Origin of the sequence: Bordetella sp. BOR01 (genome assembly GCF_019218885.1) — a bacterium.
Taxonomy (GTDB): domain Bacteria; phylum Pseudomonadota; class Gammaproteobacteria; order Burkholderiales; family Burkholderiaceae_B; genus Bordetella_A.
On record NZ_JAHUWT010000001.1, the window covers coordinates 952,016 to 978,583 of the forward strand.

At 62.7% G+C, this 26,568-nt stretch carries 23 protein-coding genes, 1 other RNA gene and 1 pseudogene; 20 read left to right on the forward strand and 5 right to left on the reverse strand.

Annotation, left to right across the window (positions count from 1 at the left end; all coding sequences use genetic code 11):
• The first annotated feature begins 54 nt into the window (after window positions 1-54).
• The 13 genes from KW845_RS04540 to KW845_RS04600 all read left to right on the forward strand — a co-directional run bounded on the left by KW845_RS04540 (window position 55) and on the right by KW845_RS04600 (window position 14,222).
• On the forward strand, window positions 55-1,449 hold the full coding sequence (locus KW845_RS04540) for an MmgE/PrpD family protein (protein WP_218367964.1): 1,395 nt from the start codon (window positions 55-57) through the stop codon (window positions 1,447-1,449).
• An 84-nt stretch (window positions 1,450-1,533) separates the two neighbouring features.
• Complete coding sequence (locus tag KW845_RS04545) at window positions 1,534-2,796, forward strand: CaiB/BaiF CoA-transferase family protein (protein WP_218367965.1); 1,263 nt, start codon at window positions 1,534-1,536, stop codon at window positions 2,794-2,796.
• Entirely contained in the window at window positions 2,796-4,013 is a 1,218-nt protein-coding gene (locus KW845_RS04550; RefSeq protein WP_218367966.1) for a CaiB/BaiF CoA-transferase family protein, read from the forward strand. Before KW845_RS04545 ends, KW845_RS04550 begins: the two co-directional genes overlap by 1 nt.
• Before the next feature lie 20 nt (window positions 4,014-4,033).
• The gene (locus KW845_RS04555) at window positions 4,034-4,813 is read left to right on the forward strand and encodes an enoyl-CoA hydratase/isomerase family protein (protein WP_218367967.1); all 780 of its coding nucleotides are present in this window, start codon (window positions 4,034-4,036) and stop codon (window positions 4,811-4,813) included.
• 43 nt (window positions 4,814-4,856) lie between these two features.
• Window positions 4,857-6,002 (forward strand): thiolase family protein, encoded by a 1,146-nt coding sequence (locus tag KW845_RS04560; RefSeq protein WP_218367968.1) that lies wholly within the window; start codon window positions 4,857-4,859, stop codon window positions 6,000-6,002.
• 5 nt (window positions 6,003-6,007) lie between these two features.
• Entirely contained in the window at window positions 6,008-6,421 is a 414-nt protein-coding gene (locus KW845_RS04565; RefSeq protein ID WP_218367969.1) for a Zn-ribbon domain-containing OB-fold protein, read from the forward strand.
• A 48-nt stretch (window positions 6,422-6,469) separates the two neighbouring features.
• Complete coding sequence (locus KW845_RS04570) at window positions 6,470-7,843, forward strand: MmgE/PrpD family protein (protein ID WP_218367970.1); 1,374 nt, start codon at window positions 6,470-6,472, stop codon at window positions 7,841-7,843.
• Window positions 7,840-8,892, forward strand: a complete 1,053-nt coding sequence (locus KW845_RS04575; RefSeq protein WP_370628174.1) for a D-2-hydroxyacid dehydrogenase family protein — start codon at window positions 7,840-7,842, stop codon at window positions 8,890-8,892. The genes KW845_RS04570 and KW845_RS04575 overlap by 4 nt, the downstream gene beginning before the upstream one ends.
• Before the next feature lie 62 nt (window positions 8,893-8,954).
• Window positions 8,955-9,941, forward strand: coding sequence for a tripartite tricarboxylate transporter substrate binding protein (locus KW845_RS04580; protein ID WP_218367971.1), 987 nt, complete (start codon window positions 8,955-8,957; stop codon window positions 9,939-9,941).
• 32 nt (window positions 9,942-9,973) lie between these two features.
• A complete protein-coding gene (locus tag KW845_RS04585; protein ID WP_218367972.1) occupies window positions 9,974-10,963 on the forward strand; it encodes a tripartite tricarboxylate transporter substrate binding protein in 990 nt (329 codons plus the stop codon).
• 197 nt (window positions 10,964-11,160) lie between these two features.
• Entirely contained in the window at window positions 11,161-12,876 is a 1,716-nt protein-coding gene (locus tag KW845_RS04590) for a gamma-glutamyltransferase family protein (RefSeq protein ID WP_218367973.1), read from the forward strand.
• 14 nt (window positions 12,877-12,890) lie between these two features.
• Window positions 12,891-13,220 carry a chorismate mutase gene (locus KW845_RS04595; RefSeq protein ID WP_218367974.1) on the forward strand — a complete coding sequence of 110 codons (330 nt, stop codon included), beginning with the start codon at window positions 12,891-12,893 and terminating at the stop codon, window positions 13,218-13,220.
• Window positions 13,221-13,244: 24 nt separating this feature from the next.
• The gene (locus KW845_RS04600; protein WP_255592377.1) at window positions 13,245-14,222 is read left to right on the forward strand and encodes a tripartite tricarboxylate transporter substrate binding protein; all 978 of its coding nucleotides are present in this window, start codon (window positions 13,245-13,247) and stop codon (window positions 14,220-14,222) included.
• 47 nt (window positions 14,223-14,269) lie between these two features.
• Here KW845_RS04600 and KW845_RS04605 read toward each other — a convergent pair whose 3' ends face one another.
• Complete coding sequence (locus KW845_RS04605; protein ID WP_218367976.1) at window positions 14,270-14,887, reverse strand: TetR/AcrR family transcriptional regulator; 618 nt, start codon at window positions 14,885-14,887, stop codon at window positions 14,270-14,272.
• 10 nt (window positions 14,888-14,897) lie between these two features.
• On the reverse strand, window positions 14,898-15,947 hold the full coding sequence (locus tag KW845_RS04610; protein WP_218367977.1) for a Glu/Leu/Phe/Val dehydrogenase: 1,050 nt from the start codon (window positions 15,945-15,947) through the stop codon (window positions 14,898-14,900).
• Window positions 15,948-16,152: 205 nt separating this feature from the next.
• On the opposite strand from KW845_RS04610, the gene KW845_RS04615 reads away from it, so the two are divergent.
• Genes KW845_RS04615 through purU form a run of 5 tightly spaced genes read left to right on the forward strand, consistent with a single transcriptional unit; the run spans window position 16,153 to window position 21,993 of the window.
• Window positions 16,153-17,409, forward strand: a complete 1,257-nt coding sequence (locus KW845_RS04615; protein WP_218367978.1) for a sarcosine oxidase subunit beta family protein — start codon at window positions 16,153-16,155, stop codon at window positions 17,407-17,409.
• Window positions 17,410-17,417: 8 nt separating this feature from the next.
• Window positions 17,418-17,687, forward strand: a complete 270-nt coding sequence (locus KW845_RS04620; RefSeq protein WP_255592470.1) for a sarcosine oxidase subunit delta — start codon at window positions 17,418-17,420, stop codon at window positions 17,685-17,687.
• Window positions 17,680-20,607, forward strand: a complete 2,928-nt coding sequence (locus tag KW845_RS04625) for a 2Fe-2S iron-sulfur cluster-binding protein (RefSeq protein WP_218367980.1) — start codon at window positions 17,680-17,682, stop codon at window positions 20,605-20,607. Before KW845_RS04620 ends, KW845_RS04625 begins: the two co-directional genes overlap by 8 nt.
• Window positions 20,597-21,136 carry a hypothetical protein gene (locus KW845_RS04630; RefSeq protein WP_218367981.1) on the forward strand — a complete coding sequence of 180 codons (540 nt, stop codon included), beginning with the start codon at window positions 20,597-20,599 and terminating at the stop codon, window positions 21,134-21,136. The genes KW845_RS04625 and KW845_RS04630 overlap by 11 nt, the downstream gene beginning before the upstream one ends.
• The gene (purU, locus tag KW845_RS04635) at window positions 21,133-21,993 is read left to right on the forward strand and encodes a formyltetrahydrofolate deformylase (RefSeq protein ID WP_218367982.1); all 861 of its coding nucleotides are present in this window, start codon (window positions 21,133-21,135) and stop codon (window positions 21,991-21,993) included. The genes KW845_RS04630 and purU overlap by 4 nt, the downstream gene beginning before the upstream one ends.
• A 50-nt stretch (window positions 21,994-22,043) precedes the next feature.
• Here purU and KW845_RS04640 read toward each other — a convergent pair whose 3' ends face one another.
• Entirely contained in the window at window positions 22,044-22,250 is a 207-nt protein-coding gene (locus KW845_RS04640; RefSeq protein ID WP_370628175.1) for a PQQ-binding-like beta-propeller repeat protein, read from the reverse strand.
• On the opposite strand from KW845_RS04640, the pseudogene KW845_RS04645 reads away from it, so the two are divergent.
• A pseudogene (locus tag KW845_RS04645) lies at window positions 22,250-23,352 on the forward strand (IS3 family transposase); the annotation flags it as partial. The gene KW845_RS04640 and the pseudogene KW845_RS04645 overlap by 1 nt on opposite strands.
• A gap of 429 nt (window positions 23,353-23,781) precedes the next feature.
• On the forward strand, window positions 23,782-24,009 hold the full coding sequence (locus tag KW845_RS04650) for a hypothetical protein (RefSeq protein ID WP_218367983.1): 228 nt from the start codon (window positions 23,782-23,784) through the stop codon (window positions 24,007-24,009).
• 684 nt (window positions 24,010-24,693) lie between these two features.
• On the opposite strand, the gene ssrA is transcribed toward KW845_RS04650, so the two are convergent.
• Together ssrA and KW845_RS04660 are read right to left on the reverse strand one after the other, a co-directional pair.
• Window positions 24,694-25,081: a transfer-messenger RNA gene (gene ssrA / locus KW845_RS04655) on the reverse strand.
• Between the two features lie 45 nt (window positions 25,082-25,126).
• Window positions 25,127-26,305: an MFS transporter gene (locus KW845_RS04660; RefSeq protein ID WP_218367984.1), complete on the reverse strand. Its 1,179-nt coding sequence runs from the start codon at window positions 26,303-26,305 to the stop codon at window positions 25,127-25,129.
• Window positions 26,306-26,568: the final 263 nt, after the last annotated feature.

The window sequence follows — 26,568 nt, forward strand, 5'->3', positions numbered from 1 at the left end:
ATGAACTATTTGCCGGGCCACTCGCATCGGCGAGTCATTGCAAGAGGAGTACGGATGGCAGGCCTGACCGAAACCATGTCCCGCGTCACCGTGGACCGGGGGCTGGCGGATTTTCCGCCCGAAACCGTGGACAAGGCCAAGAGGGTCATTGCCGACACCTTCGCCGTGATCCTGTCCGGCGCCGGCAGCGAAGTCGAGGAGCCGCTGATGCGCTACCTGGACATGGCCGGCGGCAACGGCGGCGGCAGTGTGCCCATTCTGGGCACCGCGCGCCGCGCCGGGCCGGAGCTGTCGGCCCTGATCAACGGCACCTTCGGCCATGCATTGGATTTCGACGATGTCCTGTCCATGATGCCGGCCCACCCCAGCGCCATCATCGTGGCCGCGCTGCTGGCCGACCTTCCCGAGAATCCGCTGGACGGGCGGGCCTTCGTCGAGGCTTACGTGATCGGCGTCGAGGTTGGCGCGCGCATCGCGCAGGGCATCACCGTCGGGCATTATGGCCGTGGTTTCCATGGCACCGGCACACTGGGCACCTTCTCGGCGCTGGCGGCGCTGGCCAAGGCGCGCCGCCTGGACCTGGACCGCGTCCGCATCGCATTCGGTATCGCCTCGTCCATGGCCAGCGGGGTGCGCCGCAACTTCGGCACCATGACCAAGCCACTGCACACGGGCCTGGCTGCGCGCAATGCCGTCGAGGCGGTGCGCCTGGCGCTGTGCGGCTTTACCGCCGCACCCGACGCGCTGGAGGCCAAAGCCGGTTTTTACGCCGCCTATGGCGTCGAAGCCTCCAACCCCCAGGTGGCCATCGATGCGCTTGCCGGGCCGGGCATCCTGGCCGACCCCGGCATCGCGCTGAAGAAATTCGCCTGCTGTTATGCCTCGCATCGCGGCATGGACGGGGTGCTGCAGTTGCGCGCTCGCCATCACTTCACGGCGGACGATGTGGTGCGATTGGAATGCCGCATGCCGCCAGGCGGCATGCTGGTGTTGACCTATCCGCGGCCGGTTACCGGCCTGGAGGGCAAGTTCAGCCTGCAGTATTCGCTGGCCGCCGGCGTGCTCGACGGCAAGTACTCCATTTGGTCGTTCACCGACGAGGCCGTGCGCCGCCCCGGGATCGCCAGCCTGCTCGACCGCATTTCGGCCTTCGAGGACGAGTCCTGCCGTGACGACGATCCGCTGTTCGATACGCGCAGTTCCGGCGGCCGCGGCTTCGTCGAGGTCGAAGTCGAGCTACGCAATGGCACGCGCGATTGCGTGCGTGTGAACAAGGCGCCCGGGCATCCCACCCGCGAACTGAGCTGGGACGATATCGCGGCCAAATTCGCCGACTGTGCCGGGCACGCCCGCCTCGATGCCGGCAGGGCCGCCGAGGCGTTCGGCATGCTGCGCGAGTTGGAAAACCGTCGTGACCTCGGTGCGCTGATCGGCAAGCTGCATCACTAGAGAAACCGCCGTGTGTTTGGCATGCGCGCGTGTCCGGACGATCGGGCGCGCGGCGTCGTGCCGTGCCTACTTTTTTGTCAGACGATGAACGCAACTTCCCATTCTTCTGTTGCTCCCGCCGCGCTCGATGGTATGCGTGTGCTGGAGATCGCCGGCGCCGCGGGGCAGTACTGCGGCAAGCTGTTCGCCGGCCTGGGGGCCGACGTGATCCTGGTCGAGCCGCCCGGCGGGGCGAACATCCGGAACTGCGCGCCCTACGCGTCGCTGCCGCCGGATGCGGACGCCGACACGGTGCGCAGCCTGGCCTTCGCCTATTTCAACAGCGGTAAGCGCAGCGTCACGCTGGACCTGTCCAAACCCGACGGGCAGGCGTTGCTGCGTCGGCTGGCCGCGCAGGCCGACATGGTCATCGACAGCGGCCAGCCCGGCGCGCTGGCGGCCTTGGGCTGCGGCTATGAGGCCCTGTCGCAGGCCAACCCCGCGCTGGTCATGACCAGCATCACGCCATTCGGACAGACCGGGCCCTATAGCGCCTACCTGGCCGACGATCTGGTGTGCCTGGCGGCTGGCGGCTTCCTGTACCTGGGCGGCTATCCGGACTCGCCGCCCATGGGTGCCTACGGTGGCCAGGCCCACCTGGGCGGCAGCATGTTCGGCGCGGTTGCCGCCATGCTGGCGCTGACGCACGCCGAGGCGACGGGGCAGGGCGAGCACGTGGACGTGTCCATGCAGGAGTGCATGGTGCTGGCCATGGAGAACGCCGTGCAGTTCTACGACCTGGAAGGAACTATCCGCAAGCGCACGGCGGGCGTGCAGCGCTTCGCCGGCACGGGCGTATACGAATGCAGCGACGGACACATCTACATGATGGCCGGCGGTATCGGCGCCAATCGCTTCTGGGGCCGCACGATCGAGTGGCTGACCGAAGAGGGCGTACCCGGCATCGAGCGGCTGCTGGGCGGCCAATGGCAGGAAACGGACTATCTGCAATCCGACGAGGCCAAGCAAATATTCATGGAAGTTTTCGGCGACTGGGCCAGGCACCACAGCAAGGCCTATTTGTATAGCGAAGGCCAGAACCGCCACGTGCCAGTGGCTGCCATCAACGCGGTCGACGACCTGATCGCCAGCCAGCAATTGGCGGCGCGCAACTACTTCATGACGCTGGATCAGCCGGGCTGGCCGCGTCCGGGCCGCATGCCTGGCGCGCCTTACCAATTGGAGCGCACCCCCTGGCGGGCGGGGGCGCCCGCCCCACTTGCGGGGCAGCACAACGCCGAGGTCTACGGCGCCCGCGGCGTCGCCGCCGACGACTTGGCGCGTCTGGTTGCGCAGGGGGTGGTGTGATGGCCAATCTTCCGCTCTCGGGTATTCGTGTCACCGACTTCACATGGATCGGCGCCGGCTCTTACACCACCAAGATCCTGGCCGACGCCGGCGCGGACGTGATCAAGATCGAAAGCAATGATCGGGTCGACTCGCTGCGGCTGGCCGCGCCGTACAAGGACGGCATCAAGGGCATCAACCGCAGCGGCTATTTCGCGGACCGCAATTCCAGCAAGCGCAGCCTGACGTTGAACATGAAGCATCCACGCGCGCTGGAGCTGGTGTCGCGGTTGATCCGCCAGAGCGACGTCATCGCCAACAATTTCACGCCCGGCGTGATGGACCGCTTCGGGTTGGGTTATGACGCGGTGCGCGAGATCAAGCCCGACATCATCTACCTGGCGATGTCCATGCAGGGCGGCTCCGGGCCCGAGAAGCACTATCTGGGTTATGGCGCCACGATGGCGGCGGTAACGGGCATCCAGCAACTGACCGGCCTGCCGGGCCGCTTGCCGGCAGGCACGGGTACAAACTATCCAGACCATATCCCTAACCCGTGCCACGCAGCCTTCGCCTTGCTGGCCGCGCTGCGCCATCGGCGTCGCACGGGGCAGGGCCAGCGCATCGACATGGCCCAGACCGAGCCCACCGTGGCGTTGCTGGGACCCGCGGTGTTGGACTACACGGTCAACGGCCACGTGCAGCAGGCGCGCGGTAACCGGCATCCCGATGCCGCCCCGCACGGAGTCTATCCCTGCGCCGGCGCGGACCGCTGGATTGCGATCTGCGTCATGCGCGATACGCAGTGGCAGGGCCTGCGTCGGGCCCTGGGGCAACCGCACTGGATGGCCGACCCGGCGCTGGCCACGGCCTCGGCACGCCTGCGGCATGCCGACGAGATCGACGCCCGGCTGGCCCAGGAAGCCGCGCGCCACGATGCGGGCGCGCTGGTGGCGCTCCTGCAGTCGCATGGCGTAGCGGCCGGCATGGTGAGCACGGCCGCCGACGTCATCGCCGACCCCCAGCTCGAGCATCGGGACCATTGGCTGACGCTGAACCATCCCGAGATGGGGCCGTCGCTGTACAACGCGCAGCCGTTCCGCTACGCCCGCAGCCCGGCCGGCCAAGCACGGCCCGCGCCGCTGCTGGGCCAGCATACCCGCGACATCTGCGGCGAGCTGATGGGGCTGGACGAGGCCGAGATCGAACGGCTGGCCCAAGAGGGCGCCTTGAATTAATTGACATTGGGGACTACCGCATGGGCTCAGTTGAAATCACCGTCGAGGACCACGTCGCCACGGTCCTGCTGAACCGGCCCGAGGCCATGAATGCCGTCGACCCGGAAATGCGCGGCTTGCTGCACCAGGCCTGGGACCGCATCCGCCAGGACGACGACATCTGGGTCGCCGTGGTCACGGGCGCGGGCGAACGCGCCTTCTGCACGGGCTCCGACCTGAAGAAAACACTGCCCACGGCGGAAACCGCGGCCCAGCAACTATTCGGCTCGTCGCCGACCAGTTCGCTGATCGCCAATCTGCACACCGACAAGCCCATGATCGCCGCCATCAACGGCTATGCCATGGGCGGCGGCCTGGAGCTGGCGCTGGCCTGCGACATCCGCATCTGCTCGGACAATGCCCAGTTCGCCTTGCCAGAGGTGAAGGTTGGCAGCATGCCCGGCGCCGGCGGCACGGCGCGCCTGCCGCGCTACATCGGCCGTTCCGACGCCATGCTGATGCTGTTGACCGGCAGCCGCACGGACGCGGCCGAGGCGCATCGCATCGGGCTGGTCAGCAAGGTGTTGCAGCAAGCGGCCCTGCTGCCCGAGGCGCTGGCCATTGCGCGCGCCATCGCCGCCAATGCGCCGTTGTCGGTGCGGGCCGTCAAGCGCATGGTGCGCCAAGGCGAGGACATGCCGCTGGGCCATGCCATCGACACCGAGCGCGCGCTGTTCGGTCTGCTCTACAACAGCGAAGACCGCACCGAAGGGCGCAAGGCTTTTGCCGAGAGGCGCAAGCCGCAGTTCAAGGGCCGCTGACCCGTCGGCCAGCCCATCCATTACGCACATCTCCTGGACCTGTATGAATCCGCTACGAGACCAAACCGCCATTGCCGGCGTGGGCGCCAGCCCGCAAGGCAAGTTTCCGGAAGAGACCCCCGTCACCCTGGCCGTCGAGGCCTTCAAGCGTGCGCTGGACGATTGCGGCCTGAAGAAGGACCAGATCGACGGCATTCTTACCATGCCCGGCACCACCTCGCCCGAAGGCGCGCTGAACTACCTGCGCTTCGGCGAGGCGGTCGGCATCAACCCGCGCTACACCGGCAGCAAGAACATGGGCGGCGGCACGGCCGGCGCGCTGCTGCACGAGGCGGCGTTGGCGGTCAACGCCGGGTTCGCCAACTATGTTGCCTGCGTATTCGGCGATACGGCGGCCACCGGTGGCAACAAGTTCAACCGAGCCTCGGGTTGGGGCGACTCGTGGGGTATCTGGGGCTTCATGGCGGCCTGCGCCAACAGCGCCATCACCGCCTCGCGCCACATGGCGTTGTATGGCACCACCAGCCGTCAGTTGGGCGAGATTGCGGTAGCCTGCCGCCGCCATGCGTCGATGAATCCCGACGCCATCATGCGCAAGCCCATCACGGTGGATGATCACCAGAATTCGCGCTTCATTGTCGAGCCGCTGCACTTGCTGGACTGCTGCCTGATCTCCGACGGCGCGGTCTGCGTCATCGTCACCACCGCCGAGCGCGCCCGCGACCTGAAGAAGCCGCTGGTCACCATCGCCGGCATGGGCCAGGCCTACACCACCGAGAACATGGAGCGCGAGGACTGGTGGTATGTGCCGCACCAGAAGCTGGCGGTCAACGACGCCTATGCGATGGCCGGCGTCGGCCCGCGCGACATTGACGTCTGCCAGCTCTACGACAACTTCACCAGCAGCGTGCTGGTGTGGTTCGAACATGCCGGCTTTTGCAAGCCGGGCGAGTCGGGGCCGTTCGTCGAAGGCGGCCGCATCCAGCTGGGCGGCGAGCTGCCGATCAACACGGCGGGTGGCAATCTGTCTGAATCGTACATGGAGGGCTGGCTGCATATCGTCGAGGGCGTGCGCCAGATGCGCGGCGAATGCGGCCCGCGCCAGGTCGAAGGCGCCGAGATTTGTCTGGTGACCGGGCGCGGCCAGGCGCTGAACTGCGCCAACGCCACCATCTTGAAGAAAGGATAGGAATCATGGGTGAATATCTCAAGCCGCTGCCTGTGCTGAACAAGGACAACCGGCCCTTCTGGGAGGGCTGCAAGGACGGCAAGCTGCGCATGCAGCAATGCGGCGATTGCGGCCACATCCGTTTCCCGATCAATTCGGCCTGCCCCAAGTGCCTGTCGGGCAAGTTCGACTGGAAGGACCTGTCCGGTCGTGGCACGGTGTTCTCGTACGTGGTGTTCCATCAGGTCTACAACAAGGCCTTCGCCGAGGACGTGCCGTACAACGTGGCGCTGGTTCAGCTGGAAGAAGGGCCGCGCATGTACAGCAATGTGGTCGGCGTGCCCAACGACGCGGTCAGGGTAGGAGACCGGTTGGAGGTCGTGTTCGACTCTGTCACCGACGATGTCACCATTCCGCGCTTCCGGCTGAGCGGCAAGTAACGCGCTGCGGTGGGCTGGCTGCCGCAGGAAAATGACAAGGAGCGAGACATGGTTACGGAACAGTTCTCGCGCTTCGTTCTCGAGACGCCGGCGCGGCAGATTCCCGCGCCGGTGCTCCAGGGCGCGCGCGACGCCTTCATCGACACGGTGGGCGTCGCGCTGGCCGGGCTTGACGAGCCGGCCAGCCGGCTGGCCACCCGCTGGGTTGAGGAACTGGGCGCGCGGCCACAGGCCAGCCTGTTCGGCGCCACGCTGGCCACCGCGCCGACCGAAGCGGCGTTCGCCAATGGCATCAGCGCCCACGCGCTCGATTTAGACGACAGCCTGACCACGCTGCACGGGCACCCCAGCGCCACGCTGGTGCCAGCCGCGCTGGCGGTGGCGCAGTCCACGCATGCCAGCGGAGCCGAGCTGCTTGCCGCCTATGCGCTGGGCCTGGAGGTAGCCGGCAAGTTCGGCCGCGCGCTGGGCGACGAGCACTATATGCGCGGCTGGCACAGCACCAGCACGATCGGCGTGTTCTCGTGCACCGCCGCCGCCGCCCGCCTATGGGGCCTGGATGCAAAGCAGCTGTGCATGGCCTGGGGCCTGGCGGCCTCGCAGATGAGCGGGCTGTTGCGCAACTTCGGCTTCATGGCCAAACCGTTCCATGCGGGGCATGCTGCCCGCGCCGGCGTTTGGTCAGCCTGGGCGGCAAAGGCCGGCATGACAGCGGATCCAGACATCCTGGACGGCACGCGCAGCATGCTGGCCACCTACGGGGGCGGCGATGGCGCAACGCCGTCCACCTTGGTCGGGCGCCTGGGGGCTCCCTGGGAAATCCTGGATCCCGGCATCAACGTCAAGCGCTGGCCCTGCTGCTATGGCACGCATCGCGGTATCGCTGGCCTGTTGGCGTTGCGCGAGGCCCATGGCCTGCGAGCCGACGACGTGCAATCGGTCGAAGTCGGCTTCGTGCCCGGCAACGACGCCGCGCTTATCGGGCGCGAGCCGGCCACCGGCCTGGAGGCCAAGTTCAGCATGGAATACACCGCCGCCGCCGCGTTGATCGATGGCGCGATCGGCGTCGATACCTTTACCGATGCGGCCGTGATGCGCGAGCCGCACCGCGCGCTGATGCGCAAGGTGCGACGCTATCACGTCGATCCGCGCGATATTCCGGCCGGCATGCCTGTATTCGTGGACCTGGCGGTGACCATCGCGTCGGGCCGCTTGACGCTGCGTGTGCAGCACGCCCCGGGCTCGCGCGCCGCGCCCATGGACGCGCAGGACCGCAAGGCCAAGTTCCTGGAGTGTGCCGGCCGCTGGCTGGACCCGCAGCGGGCCCAGGCACTGCATGCGCTGCTGTGGAACTGCGCCGACTTGGCCGACGCGGATGCACTGATGCGCGCCACGCGGCGGCGCTCTTCTGGAGAAGCATGATGACGAGTGATCCCGGCGCTGCCGCGCAGGCGGCCTGCAAGACAAGTGAGAGCGACATGCGCGTGGCGATCCTGGATGACTATCAGAACCTGGCCATGCAACTGGCCGATTGGAGCGCCGTGGCGGCGCGCTGCGAGGTGACGGTGTTCGAGCGCCATTTGGCGGAAGACGAGGCGGCGCGCGAGCTGGCCGACTACGACATCCTGTGCCTGACGCGCGAGCGCATGGCGATGCCCGGCTCGTTGCTCGGGCGCCTGCCGCGGCTCAAACTCATCGCCATCACCGGCCCGCACAATCGCACGCTGGATTTCGTGGCGGCCGACCGTCTGGGCATCACGGTGTCGTGCACGCCGCGTTCGGCCGCGGGCCAATACGCCACTCCCGAGCTCGCGTGGGGACTGATCCTGGCGCTGGCCCGCCATATCCCGGCCGAGGTGGCCGGCATGAAAGCGGGCGGCTGGCAGCGCACGGTCGGCGTCGCATTGGCCTCGCGCACGCTGGGCGTGGTCGGCCTGGGGCGCCTGGGCAGCCGCATGGCGCCCATCGCCCGCGCCTTCGGCATGGACGTCATCGCTTGGAGCCAGAACCTGACCGACGAGGCGGCGCGCGCCGCGGGGGCCGTGCGCGTCGACAAGGATGAGCTGTTTGCGCGCAGCGACGTCGTCAGCCTGCACCTGGTGCTGAGCGAGCGTACCCGCCACGTGGTCGGGCGGCGCGAGTTGGAGCTGATGAAGCCAACCGCGTACCTGGTCAATACCGCGCGCGGCCTGCTGGTCGAGCGAGAGGCGCTGATCGAGGCTTTGCGCAGCCGCCGCATCGCCGGCGCCGCGCTGGACACCTTCGATTGCGAACCGCTGCCGGACGACGATCCGCTGCGTGGCCTGGACAACGCCATTCTTACGCCGCATCTCGGCTATACGGTGCGCGAACTGCTTGGCCCCTTCTATGCCTGGACGGTCGAGAACGTACTGGCCTTCCTGGATGATTCGCCCATGCGCGTGCTGACAGCGCAGGCTTCGCGGTTGGACGGTGGCCACGCGACGGTCTAGCCGGCGTCTGCTCATTTGCCGGGTCGTGCCGGTAACCCATTCCAATAATTTCGGAGACATCGATGGACAGACGATCCTTTCTTTTCACTGCCTGCGGCGGCGCGCTTGCGGGGACGGCCCTGCCGTCCGCCACCTGGGCACAGGGCGGCGCGGGCTTTCCCGATCATGCGTTGCGTCTGATCGTGCCGCTGGCACCGGGCGGGGGCACCGATGCCGTGTCGCGCCTGATCGCGTCTGAAATGGGCAAGTCGCTCGGCCAGTCTGTGGTGGTGGAAAACCTGAGTGGTGGCAGCGGTACCATCGGCATGATGGCCGTAGTGCGTGCGGCGCCCGATGGTTACACGCTGCTGACCGGCACGCCGTCCCTGTCGATCGATCCCTCGCTGCGCGACGACATGCGCTTCGACCCGTTGAAGGATCTGCAGCCGGTCTGCCTGTTCAGCCGAGTGCCGTATGTGCTGGTCTCGTCGACCACGTTCAGGCCCAAGACCATGGCCGAGCTGCTGGCCGCGGCCAAGGCCTCGCCCGGCGCCATCACCTTCGGCTCGCCTGGCATCGGCAGCGGTGGCCACTTGGCTGGCGAGCTCTTCCAGTTGTTGACCGGCATCAAGCTGACCCACATTCCCTACAAGGGATCGGGCCCGGCCATGAACGATCTGCGCGGCGGCCGCATCGACCTGCTGTTCGGCACTACGCCGGCCGTGGTGCAGTTCGTCAAGGCTGGCACGCTGCATCCGCTGGGGGTGTCCAGCACCACGCGCGTCGCCAGCCTGCCCGACGTGCCCACCATTGCCGAAAGCACTGCGACCGGCTACGAAAGTTATTCCTGGTACGGCCTGTGGGCTCCCGGCGCGACACCCGCGCCGGTGGTGCAGAAGCTGAACGCGGCGGTGCGCACTGCCTTGGCCCAGGCCAACGTGAAGCGCGGCATCGAGACCGACGGCGGCAAGCCCGAGCCCACCACGCCAGAACAGACCGGTGCGTTCCTCGCCAAGGAAATCGCCAAATGGCGCGACGTGATCACCAAGGCCGGCCTCAAACCCGAATAAGCGTGTTTTTGAAGGAGGTGCACACAATGGACATGCAACGACGACGTTTCGGCCAGGCCGCGATGGCGCTGGCCTCGATGGCGGCGGCCCCACGTCTGCTGGCCGCCGAGGATCCCGCCACCGGCTTTCCCGATCGGCCCATCCGCCTGATGATTCCCTTCGAGCCTGGTGGCGGCACCGACATCGTGGGCCGCGCCATCGCGCAGAAAACCGCCGAGGCGCTGGAGCACCCCATCGTGGTCGAGAATCGCAGCGGGGCCAACGGCACTATCGGCGCCGCAGCCGTGGCGCGTGCGGCGCCCGACGGCTACAACTGGTGCATGTTCACTGCCAGTCATTCGGTCAACGTGACCCTGCAGGGCAAAAAGCAGTCGTATGACCTGTTGCGTGATTTCGATCCCCTGATCCAATTGGCAGTTCAGCCCTATATCCTGGTGGTGCGGCCCGGCCTGCCCGTGCATACGGTGGGCGAGCTGATCGCGATGGCCAAGGCCAAGCCAGACGCCTTGACATTCGGCTCGTCGGGGGTAGGCGGGCTGCTGCATCTGTCGGCCGAACTGCTGTCCGCGATGGCCGGCATCAAGATGATCCATGTACCGTATAAGGGCGGCGCGCAGGCGATGATGGACGTCATGGCGGGCAATGTGGACATGATGTTCACCAGCCTGAACCAGTCCAAGAGCTATATTGCATCCGGCCAGCTCAGGCTGCTGGCTGTCACGTCGCCAGCGCGCTCGCCTGCCTTGCCCAATACGCCTTCCCTGGACGAAGCCGGCGTGCGAGGCTACGAAGTGCAGTCCTGGTACGGTTTCGCCGTGCCGGCCGGCACACCAGCGCCGATCGTCGCAAAGGCCAACCACGTGGTCAACCGCGTGCTCGAACTGCCGGATATCCAGCGCAGCATGGCGGCGGACGGTTCCACGCCGGTGGGCGGTACACCCGCGGCATTCGGCCGGTTTTTGTCCAACGAGGTCGTCAAGTGGCGCGATCTGATCGACAAGGTGGGAATTCCCGTCGGCTGAGTGGCGGGGAACGCCGGGGCTTGTGCCTGTGAAGTGGCAAAACCAAAAGATACACTATTGTACTTGTATCAATAAACGCAAGCGCTGATGCGCGCCTCGATATAAACCCCTAATAACCACCTATTGTAATTTCTGGCCGTGGCGAGAATAATTAAGCACGGAAATACAATAGTGTATCTTTTGAGGGGTGTCGCATAATGGCTGCCGATAGTGTTGGCAACGCGCTTACTCAGCGAGTTGTCTCGAGTTCTGGTGGCGGGCTGACCCGTCCATTGATCAGCGGTACTCGCCATGCGGTGTCCGCGGGCCATCCGCTTGCCTCGCAAGCCGCCTTTCGAATTCTGGAAGCCGGAGGCAATGCGGTTGATGCGGGGGCCGCCGCCGGCATGGTGCTGGCCGTGGTGCAAAGCGACGTCGTCAACTTCGCTGGAGTTGCGCCAATGCTCGTTTACAGCGCAAAGACTGGGTCTGTGCACGAGATCGCCGGACTGGGCTATTGGCCACGCGCTATTCCCCCGGATTACTTCACGAAACATCACAATGGCGAAGTCCCGCACGGCCTATTGCGCACTGTGATTCCAGCAGCACCCGATGCCTGGATCACCGCGCTGTCCGAGTTCGGCACCATGACGTTTTCCGAAGTTTCGGAAGAAGCTATCCGCATCGCTCGCGAGGGCTTTGTAATGTACCCCATGATGTCGAACATCATTTCGGCGTTTGCAGCGGAATACGCACGCTGGCCCTCCAACACAGAGATTTACCTTCCCAACGGCCATCCCCCCAAGCCAGGGGATTTATTTGTACAGAGGGATTTGGCAAAGACCATTCAATACATGGTCGACGAGGAAAAGGCAGCAGGCGGCACCCGTATCCAAGGGCTGCAAGCCGCGCGCGACGCCTTCTATAAAGGCGACATTGCGAAGGCAATCCTCAAGTACCACCGCGAAAACGGCGGATTGCTCACTGCGGCGGATCTGGAAGGCTATCGCACGCCGATTGGCGATCCAGTCTGCGCTGCGTTTGAGGGGCACAAACTTTACACCCCGCAGCCCTGGTGCCAGGGGCCAGCCCTGATCGAGATATTGAGAATTGCCCAGGAGCTGCAGTTAAGCGCTCATCCTCACAATTCCGTTGCATATGTCCATTGTCTGATCGAGGCCATAAAGGCGGCATTCGATGACCGCCATCGGTACTTTGGCGACCCTTCTCATGTGCAAGTGCCGCTGTCCGAACTGCTGTCGACCACCCATGCGCGCAAACGCGCCGATGCGATCGACACGACGCGTGCGACTGCGCCGAAATACGCCGCGGGAGCAGATTCTGTGGCACTGGATACGTCCTACGTATGCGTGGTCGACCGCCACGGAAACTCGATTTCCGCCACTCCCAGCGATGTCTCCATGGATACTCCCGTGATTCCGGGTACCGGTATTTGTCCCTCTTCTCGGGGCTCTCAATCCTGGGCCGATCCGACCCATGTCTCTGGTGTTGCACCCGGGAAGCGGCCACGATTGACGCCCAGTCCAGCCTTGGCCATTTTCGACGATGGCCGTGTCATGCCTTTCGGTACGCCAGGCGGGGATGTGCAGCTTCAGGCGATGGCCCAGGTTTTCCTGAACATCACGGCTTTTGGCATGAATCCGCAAGAAGCAGTGGATGCGCCGCGATTTGCAACGTACGACTTTCCCGATTCGTTCGAGCCGCATGCGAGCCTGCCAGGCCGGCTGACCGCAGAGTCGGATATCGGTGAAGAAACCACCAGTGCCCTCAAATCGATGGGGCACGACGCAGTGCCTTGGCCCGTACACACATGGCGGGCAGGCGCCGTCTGCCTGATTCAGCACGATCCTCGGCGCGGGGTTTGCCTTGCGGCCGCCGACCCCAGGCGTCCCAGCTATGCAATGGCCAGATAAGGGGTAGGGTTGCCATGTCGAAAACCGACCGTTCGTCAAACGGACGCACGCTAGAGGATGTGCGTCGCGACGTTGCCAGGATAGATCGAAAAATCGTGGCGGCGCTGGCGGCGCGTGAGCAATTGGCGGTCGAGGCCGTCCAGTTCAAATGCTCGGTAGCCGATATCAGTGATCCCGCTCTGCAAAAGAACCTGCTGGCTCGGATAGATGGCTGGGCGATCAGGGCGGGGCTTTCAACAGCGCTTGCGCGCGGCGTTTACACCGCTATCCTCGCTTTTGGCATTCCCAGGCAGTTGGAAGTTTTCGCCGCACGCCACGTGAGGCCGGGCCGCACGTGCGATTAGCCATATAACCCTCGTGGAGCGTCCATGATATCAAGAAGAACCGCCTTAAGAGCGTTAGTCGCTACTTCGGTTACGCCTGCCGGGTTTGCCGTTCTCGGAGCGGAGAAGTTTCCGTCGCGTCCAGTGCGCATAGTCGTACCGTACGCAGTCGGAACCGCGACAGACAGCACGGCGAGGCTACTTGCGGACGGTCTCGCGAAAGTTTGGGGTGTGCCAGTAGCTGTTGAAAATATTGCGGCGGCAAGCGGTATCGTCGGGTCTTCCGCGGTTGCTAAGCTTCCGGGCGATGGCTATACGATCATCATGGTGGCGGCCAACCATGTGATCAATCCGCACCTTTATCGGGACCTGCCTTTCGACCCTATACGGGATTTCACGCCGATTTGTATGGTTGCCCAGACCCAGGTTGTCGTGGTTGTCAACGCTAGTTCGGACCTACGTGATTTAAAAGGGCTGATTGCAGAATCCAGCCGAAATCCGGGGCGCCTGAACTACGGCTCGGCCGGCAATGGAAGTGTGGGTCATTTGGTGATGGAGCAAATCAAGCAAGCTAGCAAGGTGTCCATTACACACATTCCCTATCGTGGACAAAATCAGGCGCTGACCGATTTGGCGGGCGGCCAGGTAGATGTCGCGCTTCCCGCGCTCGCAGCCGCCGAGCCCTTTCTGCGCAGCGGTCGGCTGCGTGCGATAGCGGTGACCGGTTCGCAACGCTCCCCGCTCTTTCCCGATATCCCGACGATCGAAGAGCAGATCGGCAGGCCGGTAGAGGGGCTCGCCTGGTGGGGATTATTGGGCCCCAGGGGGATGCCGGCAGATATCGTCGAAATCATTGGATCTGCGGTGCGCGAGCAATTGCGTGCTCCCGCGATGTTGGATCAGATGCGGACGCTTAGCGCCGAAGTAGTCGCAAGTTCGGCACAGGAGATGGAACAAATGATGCGTACAGACCTGGCCAGGGTGGGGCAGGTAGTTGCGGCTGCCCACCTGAAGATTGATTAGCCCGACGCTGCGCACGCCCTGCACGCTGGAGCGTCGCTGATGGTGCTTCAGCTTTTCTTCTGTTTGCTGTTGACGGGATGATTCGCCATTGCTGCTTGCATGTGCTCCGATCCAAGGAAAATTCGCATGTACTCCGGCATGAGCTTTTTCCTTTCTGATACAGACTGCTTTACTCCCATCGAGTAATAGCCAATTTGATGGTAGTAATACACCTTGGCACGCACGGTGGCCTCATCTCGCGTAAATCCGATCGCGACGAACAGCCGCTCGAGCAAATCGAGCCGCTTGCTGTCGACCCGCTCGACCGCCCAGGCGGCGCGCTTGTCGTGGCGCGCCCAGTCACGAACAGCCAAGTCGAACCTGGGATCGAATCCGTCCTCTGTGATCAGGCGGTCGCTCAGGCGTTCCAGCATCCGTGCCGCCTCGACCGCCGACTTGGGCATTGGCCATTCCAGCACAAAAAGGTTCTCGTTTTCCCATTTCACCAAGAGCTGATCGAGCAGTTCGCTGCGGTCCAGGAAATGCTTGTAAAAGCCGCCGCGCGTGACACCCAGGCGTTGTGCAAGTCGATCGACCTTGACGCCATGGATACCTTCTTCGATTAATGCCTTCTGGGCGGTTTCCACCCAAGTGGCCGGCGGGGTTTTGGGTACAAGATTAGCCATACCCCTGATCTTAGCATTGGCGTAAGAGGTCCTCGGCCCAGCGCTGCGCGACGCGAAAAGGCGCCTCGTCATTGGAGCGGTCCAGCAGTTCGGCGACGCGTTGGCGGATGCGGCTGATCTCAAGCTCAACCCGCTCGTCGTCGCTCCTGCCTAGGTATTCGTGAGCGGCGCTGATGATCCCGCCCGCATTGATGAGGAAGTCCGGCAGATACAGAATGCCCCTTGCCTGCAGCGCGTCTCCAACGGCGGCTGCGAACAATTGATTGTTGGATGCGCCGGCCACGATGGCAGCCTTGATCTCTGGCACCGTGGAGGAGTTCAGGACGCCGCCTAATGCGCAAGGTGCAAGCACGTCGCAAGGGGCCGCGAGAATATGGTCCACGCCTACAGGCTCCGCCGAATACGTTGACCTGGCATATTGCACGCGGGCTTGATCGAGGTCGGACACCACGAGCCGCGCACCCGCCGCATATAGATGCTTGCACAATGACATGCCGACGGCCCCCAACCCTTGCACCGCCACTGTTACTTTGTCTAGAGGCCGCTTCAGGACCCTGTATACCGCTTCGTCAATGGCAAGAAAGACGCCAAAAGCAGTCCTTGGCGAGGGATCGCCACCAAAAGCGTTATCACGCGGGATACCGCTGACGAATCTGGTTTGCTGCTGGACCGCCCGCATGTCCGCGATGGTGCTGCCGACGTCTTCGGCGGTGATGTAGTGCCCCGCCAACGTATCGACGCGAGTGCCGAACGCCTGAAAAAGACGCTGTCGGTCAAATGGCCCGGATGGTTTCAGGATAACCGCCTTGCCTCCGCCGAACGGAAGGCCTGCCAGGGCGTTCTTCAAACTCATGCCATGCGAAAGTCGCAGGGCGTCGCGCAGCGCCTCGCTCTCATTGCTGTAGCTCCATACACGGCATCCTCCAAACGCCGGCCCTCGCAGGGTGTTATGAATCGCGATTATTGCGGTGAGGCCAGAGCGTTCGTCGCAGAACATTGAAACCTGCTCGTGCGGCCGTTCACCAGGAAGGGATAGCAAGGTGCTGTCATTGGGGTGCATGAGAGTAGCCTTTTTGCGGGCTGGTTGGAGGCCGGCAGATCGATGCAGGTTCAACCCGAAAAGAAACATTATTGTCTCTTTTGATATTATTCTCCACGGCTGGGCTGGATGCAAGAGTTTATAAGCAGTAATCTAAATAAAATGGCTTGTTGAGAGCGCCAAAATTTCTTTGACAGTACTGTATCTTTTAGGTAGAGTTTCTGGCATGCAATCGAGAACTCGCTATTCCGCATGGAGCCTGCTGGCCGCTGGAGCCGATCAGCGGGACTGGGCGCCCGCCTGGACAGATGCGAGGCCCAAGAAGCGCTATGACGTCGTCATCATCGGGGGGGGCGGGCAGGGGCTGGCGACTGCCTATTACTTGGCCAAAAACCATGGCATCACGAACGTGGCGGTCATCGAAAAGGGATGGATCGGAGGAGGAAACACCGGCCGCAATACCACGATCATCCGATCCAACTACCTCTATCCCGAAAGCGCACGCCTTTATGATTTTTCGGTGCGCCTGTACGAGGGGCTGTCGCGTGAACTGAATTTCAACATCATGTTCAGCCAGCGAGGCATGATCACGCTCGCGCATTCGCGCCATGATCTCGATCTGCAAGCCCGCTGGGCGAACGCGATGCAATCTAATGGTGTCGATGCCGAACCGCTTGGCGCCGAACAGGTTCGTGAACTCGAGCCCCGTCTGAATTTCACCGCAAACGCGAGGTTCCCCATTCTAGGAGGGCTGATCCAGAGGCGCGCCGGACCGGCAAGGCATGATGCGGTGGCTTGGGGCTATGCGCGAGGAGCAAGCGCGTTGGGCGTGGACATCATTCAGAACTGTGCGGTCACTGGGTTTGATATACATGACGGAGCCGTGAAGGCAGTCCATACGCAGCAAGGCAAGATACTTGCAGGCAAGGTTGCGCTATGCGTAGCAGGACATAGCAGTCAATTCGCCGCTTGGGCAGGTTTCCGCTTGCCGGTCATCAGCTACGCATTGCAGGCCATGGTGACCGAGCCAGTCAAGCCAGTACTCGAGCGTGTCACGCTTTCGCCGGCGCTCGGAGCATATTGGAGCCAGAGCGACAAAGGCGAAGTCGTAATGGGGGGTGGCCTTGATCACTTCCCGTCCTACGCGCAACGGGGTAGTTTCGCCGTCACTCAGCAAGTCGTCGCAGCCACTGCGGAGATGTTTCCTTCACTTGGGCGCTTGCGGCTGCTGCGTCAGTGGGCCGGAATCGTAGACATCGTCCAGGACTCAAGTCCGATCATCGGGCCGTCACCCGTACGCGGGCTCTACCTGAATTGCGGTTGGGGTACTGGCGGCTTCAAAGGCATTCCCGTCGGCGGCTGGACATTGGCACACGAAATCGCGACTGGTCGCACGCACGAGCTTGCGGAACCTTTTCAACTCGGTCGATTCACCAGCGGTCGTCTCATAGACGAAGCTGCAGCAGCCGGCATTGCCCACTGACCAAGATGATGCTTTTGACCTGCCCCTGGTGCGGACCACGTTCGGAGAACGAATTCCATTTCGGCGGGCCAGCGCACCTGGAACGCCCCTCTATGGACTGTTCCGACGCTGAATGGGCCAGTTACCTTTTTATGCGTGACAACCCTCTGGGCGAGCATAGAGAGCGCTGGCGGCACACTTACGGTTGCGGGCAGTGGTTTAACGTGCTGCGCAATACCGTCACACATGAGGTGACTGAGGTCTATCGCATGGGTGAGACAGGAGGCCGGAATGCCTAGCAAGCGCTTGGTACAACCGTGGGGCAGTCGAATAGAGCGTGCACAGGCGCTGCAGTTTTCGTTTAATGGCCGTCCCATCGATGCGTACGCAGGCGACACAGTGGCGTCCGCGTTGCTGGCCAACGGTGTGAAGCTCGTTGGCCGCAGCTACAAACTGCATCGGCCGCGCGGTATTTTCTCCTGCGGTCCGGAAGAGCCAACCGGCATTGCGGATGTGGGCTCTGGCAGCGTACGCACGCCCAACACGCGCCTGACAGAAGTGCAGGCCCGGAACGGACTTGAAGTGAGCAGCGGAAATTGCTGGCCGAGCCTCAGGCACGACATATTGGCAGGCCTTGGGCTTTTTTCGTCCTACATGCCTGCAGGCTTCTACTACAAGACTTTTACGTGGCCTCGCTGGGAATGGTTCGAGCCGGCCATCAGGAGGTTGGCCGCAGCGAGCCGTGCAAGCGATTTGGCGGACCCCGATTCATATGGCGAAGTATCGACAACCGCCGACGTGCTCGTTATTGGAGGCGGACTTGCGGGCGTGCGCGCGGCGCTATCGGCGGCACAGTCCGGCAAGGACGTGTTGATGATCGATGGGGATGTCGAACCAGGCGGAAGCCTGACCTCGCATGGACAAGGATTGGCCTCGATGACAAGTATCCAGTCCATGCTCGCCGCTTTCAAGCAGGCGGGCGGGCGCTTGTCTGTCCGCACCACGGCGCTAGGGGCCTACGATCAGCGCTTGATTACCGCAGTGCAGACAGGCGGCCCCGGTTCCACCACGCGAGAGCGCCTGATCAAGATACGCGCGGATCAAGTAATTATTGCGACAGGTGCGTTCGACCGCCCCATGCTGTTTCCGGACAACGACCGACCGGGCGTGATGCTGGCCGGAGCGGTCGAACGTTATGCCTCGCTATATGGCGTTGCCTGCGGCGAAAGAGTCGTGATTGCGGCGGCCTGCGACGCCGCTTATGGTGTCGCGTCCACGCTCGCCCTGACGGGCATAGAAGTTGTGGCGATTGTCGACTGTCGAGAAGAACAGCTTATCGGTGCTGAAAACATGCCGGAGCACGCCGCATGGTATCCAAATAGCACTATTGTCGCCGTGCACGGCAGCGCCGATGGTGTCACTGGAGTCACCATTGCCGATATGCCGCGCGGCCAGTTGAAAAAAATACCGTGCGACAACATTGCAAGCGCCGGTGGCGCCACTCCAAACGTAAGTTTGTATACCCAGTTCGGGGGAACGTTGAGGTGGCTGGAAGAGAGTTCGATGTTTGTGCCTGACAGGCGCCTGGCCTGCGTCGCGACAGTGGGCGCTTGCGCAGGAATCTTCGATGTCGACCAAATCTTGACACATGCCGATGCGATGGGCCGATTCGGAGTGTCCGGCGCTCCTGAGCCCATCGCTGGCGGTACCGGATTCGTACCGGCTGACAACCGACCCTCGAAGGCGGCACTTGCAATGTATGGTCGTCGTCCCGGCAAGCAGTTTGTCGACTTGCAGAACGACGTGGACGCCCGCGATATTCAGATCGCTGCGCTGGAAAATTACCGTTCTGTCGAGCATCTCAAGCGCTACACGACAACCGGCATGGCTACCGATCAGGGCAAAACAAGCAATGTCAACGCTATCGTTTTGATGGGGCAGGCCACTGGAAGGCTGCCTCAGCAAGTAGGCACCACCAGGTTTCGTGCGCCTTACCGGCCGGTGACTTTGAATACTATTTCTGCTGGCCGAAGCGGGATGCGCCTGCGGCCCTTGCGGCTCTTGCAAGCACGCGACTTCCATGCCGAGCGGGGCGCATTGTTCGAGGAATTCAGCGCGTGGGAACGTCCTGCTGCTTATCTTCAGGCAGGAGAAGACTTGCACGCTGCCGCGCTGCGGGAAGCGGCCCATGTGCGCCGCGGTGTCGCACTATTCGACGGATCGCCCCTGGGCAAGATCGAAATTTACGGCCCGGACGCGGCGGATTTCCTGGATCTGATGTTCGTCGGTCAGATGTCTACGATGCCTTTAGGGGTTGCCAGGTACGGAGTGCGGTTGAATGAAAACGGCGTAATCGTTGACGATGGCATCGTTTCCAGGTTGGGGCGTGACCACTTTTGGGTCAATACCACCTCAGGTGGCGCGGAACAGGCCGCCCTGGTATTCGAAGAATGGCTGCAATGCGAGTATCCCCATTTACAGGTCCTTATTTGTCCTGTTACCGCGCAGTGGGGCAACGTGACGGTCTCGGGGCCAATGGCATGGAAACTATTGAATAGCATTGGCTTCGACGATGCCTTCGCGCCCGAGCATATGCAGCACATGACCATGATGGAAGGATCGTTGCGAGGTACACGCGTGCGGGTGTTGCGTGCGAGCTTCAGCGGCGAGCTAGGTTACGAAATCAATCTTCCCGCTTCTGAGACAAGCAATTTGTTTAGCGAGCTGTGGCAATCCGGACGGGCGTTGCAGGTTGGCATGTACGGTGTCGAGGCGCTCATGATTCTTCGAACCGAAAAAGGCTTTATCCATGTGGGCGCCGATACTGACGGCACTTCGCTGCCGCAGGATGTGGGATTGTGGCGCGGTATGACCAAGAAAAAGGCAAATTTCGTTGGCCGCCGTTCATTGCTCAGGCCCGCTGGACTGGATACGTCACGACTGAGGTTGGTGGGGATCAAGCCTGGCGACCGCGCAACTGCGGTAGCCGTCGGTTCCATCCTCAAGACTCTCGGGCGTGGTGATTTGCCTCAAGGGCACGTCACCAGCAGCTACTTCAGTCCGGCCTTGGGCGAACCGATCGCGCTTGCCTTGCTGGCTGGCGGTGCCGATAGGCTCGGTGAACGGTTGCAAGCATGGTCGTTCGGGAGATGTGTCGAAGTGGAGGTGGTTGAAACGCCTTTTTATGATGCAAAGGGGGAGCGGATTCATGGCCGGTAAGAATATCGCTGAACCCTGTGTTCAGTGGCAAGTTCTGCAAGGAATGTCTATTGCGTCCGTGCGTCGTATGGCTGGCGATCGAGACGTGCTTGAAATCTTGAAAAATCTCGGTATGCGGTGGCCCGAAAGCACGGGAAATGCGCGGGGAGACGATCCGGTCGTGTTATGGAAACGTCCCTCTGAAGCGCTTGTCGTCAGCAAACAAGCCGGACGAACTGGCGAGTTGGTGGCGCTGCTCGAGGCTGGGCGAAGCCCGAGCGGCATTGCGCTCGATGTATCGGAGCAAATCACCGTGCTGGAAGTTCGGGGGCCGGCGTTAAATGAATGGCTGGCCCAGGTTGTCGATACATATTCCTTGCCGCAGCGGGGCGGCGTAACCAATGCTCGTCTAGCTGAAATTCATGTGCTCATCTTCAGGCCCGAAGACGAACGAGTCTGGATTCTCGTAGAGAGAACACTCGTTTCTTATCTCGATGCGTGGTTGTGCCACACGCGAGACGTTGCATTCAGCGTAGGTGTCGTGCAATGAAGTCGTTCGTTCTGACAATCTGCTGCCGGGACACGACCGGAATCGTGGCGGCAGTTGCTTCGACTTTAGCGGCTGCAGAGGCGTTTATTATCGAATCGTCCCATTACGGAGATGCAACGAGCGAGATGTTTTTCATGCGTACCGTTTTCCGGCCGACGGGCACCCGTGTGACATCGCGATCGGAGTTTCTGGATGTGCTATTGCCCGTCTCCCACCGATTTGGAATGGCGCTCCAATTACACGAGTCTGACCGCAAAATGAAGGTCGTGCTTGCCGTGTCACGCTTGGGCCATTGTCTGAATCACTTGCTGCACAGATGGCATGCTGGAGAGCTTGGCGTGGATTTGGTGGGCGTGGTGTCCAATCACGACGATATGCGTCGCCTGGTGGACTGGTTTGGGATCCCTTTTCACCATCTTCCGATGAACGAGAGCAAGCAAGAGCAGGAAGACCGTTTTTGGGATGTAGTGCAAGAAGCCGATGCGGAACTAACTGTGCTGGCGCGCTATATGCAAGTCCTGTCCGATCGGATGTGCCAGCGGCTGGAAGGCAGATGCATCAATATCCACCATTCCTTTCTGCCGAGTTTTAAAGGGGCCCGGCCATACCATCAGGCGCACGAGCGTGGCGTGAAGGTGGTCGGTGCCACTGCGCACTACGTTACGCCGGAGCTGGATGAAGGTCCGATCATCGAGCAGGATGTTGTACGGGTGGGCCATGGATTATCCACGGAGGCGCTTGTCCGTATCGGCAAGGATGTCGAGAACGTGGTGCTTGCTCGCGCCGTGCAGTGGCACGCCGAACACCGCGTCTTGCTCAATGGTCATCGTACGATTGTTTTCCAGCAGGGCGCGTAGAAGGTGGCCGGCAAACTCGTTGATCGCTATAGCCGCCGCCGCGCTAACCTTCAATCCGGCAGCGCATAGGCCACCAGATAGTCTCCCATCTTGGTGCCAAACAAGCCATGGCCGCCGGCGGGCAGGCGCCCTTCCCACAACAGCCTGCCGTTGCTCGCGTCGAACGCGCGCAGGTAGTTGTCCTGCGTGGTCGCTACGAACATCAGGTTGCCGGCGGTCGAGATGGGGCCGCCCAGGCCCGGCACGCCGATCTTCAATGGCGGTAGCTGGAAGTACGGAAGAACAGATCATCGGAGTGCTCAAGTAGGCCGAGGCAGGAGCCAAGCCAGCCGAGTTGTGCCGCAAGCACGGGATCTCCGAGGCGACGTACTACAACGGGAAGGCGAAGTACGGTGGCATGACGGTGTCCGAAACCCAGCGCCTGAAGGAACTGGAGCAGGAGAACAACCGGCTCAAGAAACTACTGGCCGAGTCAGTGCTGGATAGCGCCGCGCTGAAGGACCTGCTGGGCCGAAAGTGGTGAGCCCACAGGCCAGGCGTGAAGCGGTCAGGATTTTGATGGCCGAGCGCAAACTGGGTGTGACCAGAGCCTGTGGGCTGGTAGGAATCTCGCGGTCGCTGTTTGCCTACGAAAGCAAACGAGTGAGCGATATCGCGCTGACCGAACGCATGAAGGAAGTGGCGGTGGCCAAGCGGCGCTATGGCTACCGCCGCATCCATGTGCTGCTGCGCCGGGAAGGTTGGCGGGCAAACCATAAGCGGGTCTGGCGACTGTACAGCCAGGCCGGACTGAGTGTGCGCAAACGCAAGCGTAAGCGCATTGCCGCTGTCGAGCGGGTGGTGCGTCCTCAACCGACAGGACCGAATCAGAGCTGGTCGATGCACTTCGTCGCCGACGGCCTGGCCTATGGTCGCCGCTTCCGGTGCCTGAATGTCGTGGACCATTACACGCGGGAATGCCTGGTCATCGAGGTTGATACGTCATTGCCTGGACTGCGCGTGGCCCATGGCTTGGAAAGGATCGCCATGATGCGTGGGCTTCCCCGATCCAGCACCGTGGACAACGGGCCGGAGTTCGCAGGCAAGGCATTGGATGCCTGGGCTTACCAGGCGGGCGTGACGCTGTCGTTCATCCGGCCGGGCAAGCCCGTGGAGAATGCCTATATCGAAAGCTTTAACGGCAAGTTCCGGGATGAATGCCTAAACGAACACTGGTTCCTGTCATTGCGGCCGGCTAAATCGTTGATGGAAGCATGGCGCGTCGAGTACAACACCGAACGGCCCCACAGCTCTCTCACATCGTCCGCTCGGTCGAGAAGGTCAGCAGCTCGACATCCAGCAGATCCGGGATGGGCGGGGGTAAGGCCGCTCCCTCGTTCCGGCGCACGACCTGGAAGTACCGGACGTAGCGGCGCATATTCTCTCGGTAGAGGGAATACATCGATATCGGTCCTGGGATCGAGACCCGGTCGCAATCTTCAAGCTGGCGCCCGTATCGGTGAGTGCGTTGTATGGTGCAGTCTGGCATGGCGGCAACGTGAAAGCGGCATGCACTTATTGGTCACCGTGGCCAGGGCGCCGCCTCTGGAATCGGCGGTGCAGACGCGCCGGCACACCGGGTCGGGCTTCAGTGTCTGGGGACATAACCTGGTCTTCGCCGAAGCGTACGCGGTCGCCAACCTGAAAGCGGCTGGCCGTGACAAGCTGCTCGACAATGATCCCTTCGTAGTAGCCGCCGGCCTGGGCTGGCGCTGAGACGATACGCGCGGGAATCCATCGCTCGGTGGAATGCGCAACCAGACGCACGACTTGGCCAGCGGCCAGCGTGACCGCACCGGGCATGCGATGGGTATCGTGGTGTCCGACGGTGACGCGGAACTCGTTCGGCCCGTGCATCACAAAGGCACCGCGAATATCGACCTCCGCGGCCAGGATGTCTGCCATGGCTTGGGTAAGTTCAGCGGCGGCGCAGCCTTGCAGCTGGGCTGCTGCCGCTGTCTCGGCACCATCGATTAGGACTGCGCGCGCTGCTGCGCGGGCAGGCGAGGGGATGTCCAACAGGCGGGCGAGAAGGTCGAACTGGTAGTCGGTCATGCTGGTGGAGTGGTTGCAAAATACTGTATGGACATACAGTATATACGTGCTTAGAATTGCCTCTAGACGCGGCCAGAACGGTTACATAGTGCGGCTGGCTGCAGTGTCGAATGGGTGGCAAAGATGAGCGATTCCGGGGCGGATTGGCGGTGGGGTGACGATTACTACTGGGCTGGCGCGCCCGGCTGGACGATCTGCCGGGTGTGGGTTGACGGCGCCTACCGCCACGAGCTTTGGCACACTCGGAATGGTGTGGGTCGCCTAGTCGGGTATCGGGCTTCTTTTCAGGGCGCTGTGGCGCTATTTGAACAGCAGAGGAAGGGGGATGCATATTTGGGCTCCGGCTCGGCCGGATAGGGCACCAGGAGATCCCCTGCACACTTCGGCCACATGTCCCACTTAGGCAGCAGGGGCACGTCGCGGGCCTGGAAGTACTTCTCCAGTTGCTCGCGCTTTTTGATGCCACTGGTAGTGGCTGCACATCGGTCGCCTCTCGGTGTGGATCCGGTGTGAATTCTGTGTGAAACAGTGGACAGCCTAAGACAGGAAAGGGCGGAAAGGTCTCCCTTGCCGCCCCTGTCTGCTACTGTCTAATGCTTGCTAATTTGGTGGAGCCGGGGGGAATTGAACCCCCGTCCGCAAGCCCTCTACAACCAGTTCTACATGCGTAGTCGGCCTATTTGGATTTAACCCTGGACTTAGCCAACCGACAGGCCGGACCAAGGCGATTCACGTAATTTAAGCCTGAACCGTGTGACCCCAGTGCAGACCGATTCCTTGTGAATGTCGCTGCTGCGGTTCGGGGTTGCCCCCTAGGAAGTTGCCTTCCTCCGCCTGACCCAAGGACAGATCAGTGCAGCGGCTCACCGCTTAAGCGGCGAGAGCGAAACGCTCGTCGTTGGCGTTTGTAGTGTTTCCAGTGGTTTAACGAGCGAACTGGTGCTCGGCATGCCCTGAGTTGCTTCGCGACCCACGTCGAATCCGGATCGGCCCCAAGTGTTTGTATTGTACTCTGAATGGCTCCTGGCCGTTGGCGCAGTCAGGCGTTGGCGCAAGGTTGTTGCGGCACCGCCCGCGCCGATGGCCGGGCTGCGGCCAGCAGGGCGCCCAAGCCGATTGCGGCCAGCACAATACCGGCCGCCGCCAAGCCCAGCGTCGCCAGGCCATGGTGGTCGATGACATAGCCGCCCACGATCGCGCCGATGCCGATACCTGTGTTGGCGCCGGATATATTCAGCGAGGCTGCGAAGGCAGGTGCTTCGGGGGCGGATTTCATCACGCGCACGTGGCATACGATGAAGAGCGCCGCCTGGGCGATGCCCCAGATGCCCAGCGCCACGGCCAATAGTCCGGGGCTGCGCATTACCGGCCCCAATACCGCCAGGCCTGCGGCCATCAGCGCCGAGAACAGCAGCGTCGCGCCCAGCGCGCTACGGTCGGCGAGCCGGCCGCCGGCCCAGTTGCCAAGCAGGCCGATGGCACCAAATGCCATCATCGACCAGCCAACCAATTGGCCATTGAACCCGGCAAGCCGTTCCAGCATGTCTGCCAGGTAGGTGTAGGCGGTGAACATGCCGGTGAAGACCAATAGCGACAACAGCACATGGCCAACTACCCGGGGATTGCGCAGAATGCGCAGTTGGGTAGTCAGCTTGACGTTCTGTGCGTGGCGCGGCGGGCGCGGGAAAAAGGCCCACAGCAGCAGCGCCTTGGCAAAGGCCACGCCCGCCAGGATGCCGAAGGCGGTGCGCCAGCCAAAGGCATCCGAGATCAGCACGCCGATGGGGATACCGAACACGGTGGCCGCCACGATGCCGAAGGCCACCATCGAAATGGCCCGGCCGGCGCGTGCCGGCCCGGCGAGCTCGACGGCCGTGGCACTGGCCAATGACCAGAACACCGGCAGGGCCAGGGCGGGCACGAAGCGTGCCAGCGCCATGATGCCGATGTTGGGTGCCAGTGCCGCTGCCGCGTTCGAGACGCCAAACAGCACCAGTACGCTGATGAACAGCCGCTTGCGGTCCACATTGGTCATCAGGGCGGTCAGAAGCGGCCCCGTAACGGCTACCGTAAATGCGAACAGTGTGACCAGCAAGCCTGCCTGGGACACCGACACGTGCAGGTCGCGCGCCAGTGGGGGCAGCAGGCCGACGATCAGGAACTCTGTCGTCAGAATGGTGAAGCCGGCCGTGGAAAGCAGCAAAATGGGTAATAACATGGGATTCCTGGTGCGCGGCGCAATGGCGCCGCGCGCAATGAGCGGGCAGGGAACAGGTTGGGATGCGGCCGGGCACGGCGGGCGAGGCGCCGGGGGCCGGACCACGCCAAGAGAGGGCGGCGGGCCGGACGGCAAGAGCAGTACATCAGGGCGCTACTGTACTGAAGCCTATCCGCGGGATAAAGAGGGGATATTCGGCATGACTGTTTGTGCCGGCAGAATAATGGCCCCGGCCGGCGATACGCCCGCCCTAGGCCTGGCCG